Source organism: Protofrankia sp. CiP1_Cm_nod1, assembly GCF_920888515.1.
Taxonomy (GTDB): domain Bacteria; phylum Actinomycetota; class Actinomycetes; order Frankiales; family Frankiaceae; genus Protofrankia.
Genome location: NZ_CAKKTM010000370.1, coordinates 1 through 6,294, shown reverse-complemented (window position 1 = coordinate 6,294; position 6,294 = coordinate 1). Strand labels below are relative to the sequence as shown.

The window sequence follows — 6,294 nt, the reverse complement described above, 5'->3', positions numbered from 1 at the left end:
CCCGCCGGCGGGACAGGTCGGTCCGCCCCCGCGGGGAGGGCGGCCCGGCCCGCCGGCGCCGAGGACGCGGACGTGCCGGAGCCCGCCGGGCAGCGGTGGGAGCGTGTCCTGGTGCGGGTCCCCAGGGCACAGGGGCAGCAGCTCGCCGCCGCGCTCAAGGCGGCCAGCGGCGTCCTCGACGCCCGCCGCTCCCCACCGGTGCGGGTCGTCCCCGATCCGATCACCTTGCTGTGATGATGCCGTGATGACCATGTCTCGCGTAAGTTACTTAGTGTAATAAATTCGTTCCTGATGGACGTGTATTTTGATGGATACATGTTGCGGGCGCGGGAAGAGGGCGCGGGAAGCGGTCGGGAAGAGGTGCGGCAGTGACGGTCCGAGAGATCCGGCTGTTGGGGGACCCGGTGCTGCGGACGGTGGCCGAACTGGTCACCACCTTCGACAAGGAGCTCCGCCGCCTGGTCGACGACCTCGTCGAGAGCATGCACGAGGCGGGTGGGGTCGGGCTGGCCGCGCCGCAGCTCGGGGTGTCGCTGCGGGTGTTCACCTACGACGTGGACGGCGAGGTGGGCCACCTGGTCAACCCCGTCCTCGGGCCGTTCAGCGAGGAGCTGATGGACGGCGAGGAGGGCTGCCTGTCCCTGCCCGGCCTCTCCTTCGAGCTGAGACGGCCGGAGCGGGTGATCGCGGTCGGCCAGAACGTCCACGGCGATCCTGTCACGATCGAGGGCAGCGGCCTGCTGTCACGCTGCGTCCAGCATGAGACCGACCATCTCGACGGGGTGCTGTTCATCGACCGGCTGGATTCGGAGACGAAGAAGGCGGCCATGAAGGCCATCCGCGAGGCGGAGTGGGCCGGGCAGGCTCCGCCGGCGGTGAAGGTGTCCCCGCACCCGCTGTTCGGCCGCGCCCGCTGACCGTCCAGGCCGGCCAGCCCTGGCCGGCCGGCTCCTCGCCGCTCGGCCGGGTGACGGGCCTCCGCTTCCCAGCCGGGGCCGTGCCTTCCCCGCCCGGCGGTCCCGGACGGGCCGCGCCGAGCGGGAGGACGCCCCACGGTCAGCCGAACGCGACAGGCAGCCGGTCGAGGCAGATGTGCCGGCCGTTCTCGAAGTAGCGGCGTGGCTGGCCGGTGAGCCGGTAGTTCGGATGCCGGGCCAGTTCGGCCAGGACGGCGAGGAACTCCGTGCGGGCGTGGTGCGCGCCGATGCAGAAGTGCGCGCCCTGGCCGAAGGTCAGGTGCCGGACCGGGTCCCGGTCCAGCCGGAACTCGTCGGGGCCGGGGAACTTCGCCGGGTCCCGGTTCGCCGCCCCGGTGAGCAGCACGACCCGCGCGCCGGCGGGGATCGTCGTACCGGCGATCTCCACGGGCCTGGTCGTCAGCCGGGTGCCGTGGTCCACCGGCGTCCACAGCCGCAGCGTCTCCTCCACCGCCACCGGCATCAGCTCGGGCCGTCCGCGCAGCTCGTCCTGGAGGTCGGGACGTCGGGCGAGCTGCCAGAGCAGGTGCGCGAGCGTGTTCATCGACGTCTCGTGGCCGGCGATGGCGAAGGCGACCAGCATCACGTGCAGCTCGGCGTCGGTGACCGGCCGGCCGTCGAAGTCCGACCGCACCAGGGCGGACAGGTAGTCCTCGCCGGGGTCGGCGCGGGCCCGTTGGATCTCGGCGCGGAACAGCTCGGCGAACGGCGGCCAGAAGCCGTCGGGGCTGTCGTCGGTGGGCATTCTCGACCAGGTGTTCGCGGTCAGCCGCCGGATGCGTTGCTGCGCGTCCGGGGAGAAACCGACGGCGAGGCCGACCACGGCCAGCGGCAGCGGTACGGCCAGTTCCGCGACCAGGTCGCCGTGCCCGCGTTCCACCACCGGTCGCAGCAGCCGTGCCACCAGGGCGGACACCGCCGGTCGCAGGTCCTGGGCCCGGGCCGCCAGGAACGGTGGCCGCATCAGGGCGCGGAAGGTGGTGTGCTCGGGGGGGTCGTATTCCAGCGGCGCGAACCGCGGGGTCCCCGCCGCCCGGGGGAAGAACACCCCGGACGCGGAGCTGAAGGTCTCGTGGTCCTTCAGCGCGGTCGCCACGTCGTCGTAGTGGGACAGGATCCAGATCCCGCCGTACGCCCGGGAACGGACGACCCGGCCGCGTTCCCGGATGCCCCGGTGCACGGCGATGGCCGTCTCCGGGTCGAAGGCCGGGTCGTGGTGGTCGAAGTCTGCGATGAGCCGCCGTACAGCCGCGGTCACGCTCCGCGCGCTGCCCGTGCCCCCGCCCGCCGTCCCGTTCCCGGCGCCGCTCTCGGCCACGTCCGGTCTCTCGGCCGTGTCCGGCCTTCCGGCCACGTCCTCGCCAGCCGCGATCTTGTTCGTGTTCCTGGTCACCGGGCCACTTCGGCTTCCTGGTCGGCTTCCCGCCGCCCGCTCCCGGGACGCAGGTGCTCCAGCGGGTGGGTCAGCTCCGGGTGGTAGGTCTCGTCCACGATCCACTTGACCATCCGCCGGGTGGGCTCCATGGCGTCCTGGGGGAGGTCCGCGCGGAAACGCGTCGCGTAGCCCAGCGAGACCAGCCGTTGCGCCCCGTACAGCGGAGCTGTGTCGCGCAGCTGCCGTTTGAGCGATTCCGGGTACACCCCCACGGTCTGGGTGTAGGCGTTCATCGCGCGGACCGCGTCCGCGACGTCGTCGACCGGGACGACGTTGGCCACCCGTCCGGACAGCGTCTGGTGGAAGTCGACGGGGTCGGGCAGCTGTGAGACCACCACCGCGCCCTCGTCGGCCCTGCCGCCGATCACCCGGTAGAAGTCGGTGTCCGCGCGCAGCACCCGCAGGTCGGCCCGCAGGTCGGGGTCGAAACGGCGGGCCGGGGTGCTGACCTGTTCCGGCAGCGCCTGGACGGCGTCGTAGAGCAGTTGTCCCCACCGGTTGGCCAGGGCCACCCCGGCCGGGCCGGTGCCGGTGACGACGTAGATCACCCGGGCGTTGAAGCAGCCTTCCTGGTTGAGCACGCCGACGTCGGCGGCGGCCAGCCGGGCGGTGGCGGCCATGCTCGCCGCGTCGGCGAAGGCCTGCGCGCCGATGACGGTGGCGCTGAGCTTCGGGTCGAGCGGGACGAGTTCCAGCCCGGGCCGGATGTAGCGGGTGACGTGCTGGACGGAGGCCAGCCCGCCCCAGGCGACGATCTTCTCCACCTGTGCCGGGTGGTAGAGGGCGCGCTCGAACCGCTCGTCGCCGCCCTTCCAGTACACGACGCTCAGGTGCCGGGTGAGCGGGTGCCCGGGGGCGGTCTCGGCGATCGTCCGGGCGATGGCCAGCGCGGTGAGCGGGTCGTTGGACGGGCTCTTGATGATCGTGTCGCACCGGGTGATCGCGCTGCGCACGATGGTGATCGCGGCGATGATCGGGTTGTTGCCGGCGATGATGTGCACGCAGCGGGAGCCGAACGCGCGGACCGCCCCGGCGCCGACGTCGGCCCAGCCGTCCAGGAAGCGGGTGCCCACGGTGCGCTCGGCGACCGAGCGGACCAGGCCCGGCTCGAACAGCGACGGCAACTGCCGGTAGGTGGAGCGCAGCAGGGCCGGTGTCAGGTCCGAGTAGGCCGCGAGCTGGTCCAGCGCCTCGGCCAGGAACGGGTTGTCCGGCACCGACAGCCTGGCGCCGACCTCGCCGAGCAGATCGATGATCTCCGTCAGCGGCACCGACTGCAGCTCGGCCATGCGCGCGGGGTCGCGCAGCGGGAGCGTGTCGAGCAGGCCGAGCGGATCCGGCGCGGCGAAACCGGCGGCGGACTCGACCGGGCCGGCGGTACGCAGCTCACCCCGGACGAACGCGGGGATCAGTGGTGCCGGCATCTAGACCAGCGCCCCGTTGAGGAACTCCAGCGCCTCACCCAGCGCCTCGGTGGTCGCCGCGCAAGTGATCTTGTCATCGCCGCGGGTGCCGCCGAACCGGCCGATCCGGGTGCCCAGCCGCGGGGTGGTGCGGCCACACGGGCAGGGGTCCCAGGTCACGGTGACCTCGTCCCCGGAGACGAAGCCGCCCCAGTGGATCTCGGCGGTGAGGTCGAGGAAGGCCGCGCGGCCGGTCCGGGTGCCCGTCCGGGGCAGCGGCAGCCCGGTGCCGGGGTCGAGCAGGTAGAAGATCAGCCATGGCTCCAGGTGGTAGCCGGCGTTCTCGCACAGCAGGTTCAGCGAGATCACCTCCACCATCGCGTACACGAGCTGCAGCTGGGGCACGCCGAAGAAGCCGGCCACCCCCCGCGCCCAGTCGTCCGGCAGCACACCCGCCTTGGAACCGCCGCCGGGGAAGACCACCGAGTCCGGCGCGAACAGCTCGCGCAGCCCGCGCGCGGCGCCGGCCCCCGCCATGCCGTGGAAGACGTCCCAGGTGCTCAGGGAGGCCACCCGCCGGCCGCGCAGCGTGTCGGCCAGCCGCTCGACGAACTCGCCCATCCCGCGGCCGGTGGCGTGCAGCGCGTCCTCGAACTCGGCCCTGCGCTGCCGCATGGCCGGGCTGATCTCGACCCGGTCGAGCTCGCCCCGGGCGGCGGCGGCCCGCAGCCGCCCGGCCAGGAACATCACGTCCGCGCTGAGCAGCCCGGGGTGCAGGGTGTGGAACCGGTCGGGATGCCCGGCGATCTGCTCAGCCATCGCGGTGGCGTGCCGGGCGATCCCGCTGCGGCCGGAGCGGAAGCTCGGCCACACCACGTCGACCCCCTCGGGGTCGCGGTCCGGGATGACGTCCAGCCGGACGATCTCGTACAGCCGGTCGTACTCGACGGCCGAGTGCGGGATGAACGACATCGTGCCGGTGGTGCCGGAGGAGTGCGCCAGCCGGAGCTCGGTGCTGGCGTCGATGAGGTCCAGCCACCCGTCGATCGAGGCGCAGCCGGTGGTGTCCAGCCCGGAGAGGTCCACCGTGACCAGGCGGGACAGCCAGGTGGTCAGCCGGTCGAACCGGTTGTCCACCAGCAGCCGGGCCGGATAGGACTTGTACACGGTGTGCGGGAACAGCAGCGGGGCGGCGTCGTCGAGCGAGCGGATCTCGTCGATGCCCTGTTCCTCGGCCAGGGTGCGCAGGATCGGGATACGGTCCCGTAACGCCGCGAACCGGAGCTTGAGCGCGGCCAGCTGCAGCTCGGCCAGCCGCCGCGGCGCAAGGGTGTGCATCGCCAGCCGTGAGTGCCCGAAGTACTCGATCGGATTGCCGGCGAAGGTGAGCAGGTCCTCGTCGCTGGTCATGGCTGGGCCCTTTCTGGCTGCTGCGTGGGTTCCCGCGCCGGAGGTGGCGCGGGCCGCCGTTCCGGCTCCGGCTCCGGTTGTGGCACCGGTTCCGGCTCCGGTTGTGGCACCGGTTCCGCCCCGGTGGACGCGGGCACGGTGGACGCGAGATGGCTGGCGATCGCCGCGACGGTGGGGTGGTGCCACAGCAGTGTCGGCGCGGCCGCGACACCGAGCCGTTCGGTGAGCTGGACGCGCAGCGCCACCGCCAGCAGCGAGTCCAGCCCGCTCTCGGTCAGCGGGCGGTGCGTGTCCACCCGCTCGGACGGCAGCCCGAGCACGTCCGCCGCCGCGTCCCGGACCTGTGCGGTGACCAGCTCGAGGCGTTGCGTGTCCGGCAGCGCGGCCCACTCCACCGCCGTGGCCGGCGGCGCGGCGGCCAGCGCGCGCAGCACGGCCGCCGGGGCCGCGCCGGGCAGCACGGTGAGCACGGCGACGTTCGCCCCGAGACCAGGATGGACGCCGCCCCAGGCGCGCAGCGCGTCGTCCGCGGTGACGTCGCCAGCGGCCCGGGCGCGCAGTTCGGCGTCGACAGTGGCCGCGGAGGCCGCGGCGGCCGCCATGCCCAGGCCACGCCAGCTCGTCCAGGCCAGCGACACCGCGTGATCGTCGCCGGCGGCGCGGCGGTGCCGGGCCAGCCCGTCGAGGAAGGCGTTGCCGGCGGCGTAGGCCGCCTGGCCGGGCAGGTGCAGCAGGCCGCCGGCGGAGGAGAACAGCACGAAGAAGTCCACGCTGCCCGGTGGGAACAGCTCGTGCAGGACGAGCGCGCCGGCCACCTTCGGCCGCATGACCGCCCGCAGCGACCGTTCGTCGAGCGCGTCGATCGGCGCACTGTGGACCACGCCGGCCGCGTGCACGACACCGGCCACCGGCGGCAGGTCGTCGGCGCCCGCCAGCGCGGCGAGCAGCTCCTCCCGGTCGGCGACGTCGGCGGAGAGCACCCGCACCGTGGCGCCCTCGGCCTCGATCGCGGCCCGGAAGTCACCGCGGGCCCGTGGCGGCGCCGGCGCCCGGCCGAGCAGCAGCAGCC

At 73.5% G+C, this 6,294-nt stretch carries 6 protein-coding genes; 2 read left to right on the top strand and 4 right to left on the bottom strand.

The window, feature by feature from the left end:
- Together NBX02_RS16630 and def are read left to right on the top strand one after the other, a co-directional pair.
- Nucleotides 1–234: hypothetical protein (locus tag NBX02_RS16630; protein WP_445548483.1), on the top strand; the 234-nt coding region annotated here is incomplete at its 5' end.
- 134 nt (nt 235–368) lie between these two features.
- A complete protein-coding gene (def, locus tag NBX02_RS16625) occupies nt 369–917 on the top strand; it encodes a peptide deformylase (protein WP_250286821.1) in 549 nt (182 codons plus the stop codon).
- Between the two features lie 139 nt (nt 918–1,056).
- Here the strand turns inward: def and NBX02_RS16620 are convergent, their stop codons facing one another.
- The 4 genes from NBX02_RS16620 to NBX02_RS16605 form a co-directional block, all read right to left on the bottom strand.
- Complete coding sequence (locus tag NBX02_RS16620) at nt 1,057–2,370, bottom strand: cytochrome P450 (RefSeq protein WP_250286819.1); 1,314 nt, start codon at nt 2,368–2,370, stop codon at nt 1,057–1,059.
- Nucleotides 2,367–3,836 carry an acyl-CoA reductase gene (locus NBX02_RS16615; protein WP_250286816.1) on the bottom strand — a complete coding sequence of 490 codons (1,470 nt, stop codon included), beginning with the start codon at nt 3,834–3,836 and terminating at the stop codon, nt 2,367–2,369. Before NBX02_RS16615 ends, NBX02_RS16620 begins: the two co-directional genes overlap by 4 nt.
- Nucleotides 3,837–5,225: a hypothetical protein gene (locus tag NBX02_RS16610; protein ID WP_250286814.1), complete on the bottom strand. Its 1,389-nt coding sequence runs from the start codon at nt 5,223–5,225 to the stop codon at nt 3,837–3,839.
- Nucleotides 5,222–6,294 (bottom strand): beta-ketoacyl reductase (locus tag NBX02_RS16605; protein WP_250292090.1); only part of this gene is annotated, 1,073 nt, incomplete at its 5' end. The genes NBX02_RS16610 and NBX02_RS16605, both read right to left, overlap by 4 nt.

Coding starts and splice junctions, on each gene's coding strand:
- NBX02_RS16610 (WP_250286814.1), bottom strand. CDS start 5,225: ATGACCAGCGACGAGGACCTGCTCACCTTCGCCGGCAATCCGATCGAG.
- NBX02_RS16615 (WP_250286816.1), bottom strand. CDS start 3,836: ATGCCGGCACCACTGATCCCCGCGTTCGTCCGGGGTGAGCTGCGTACC.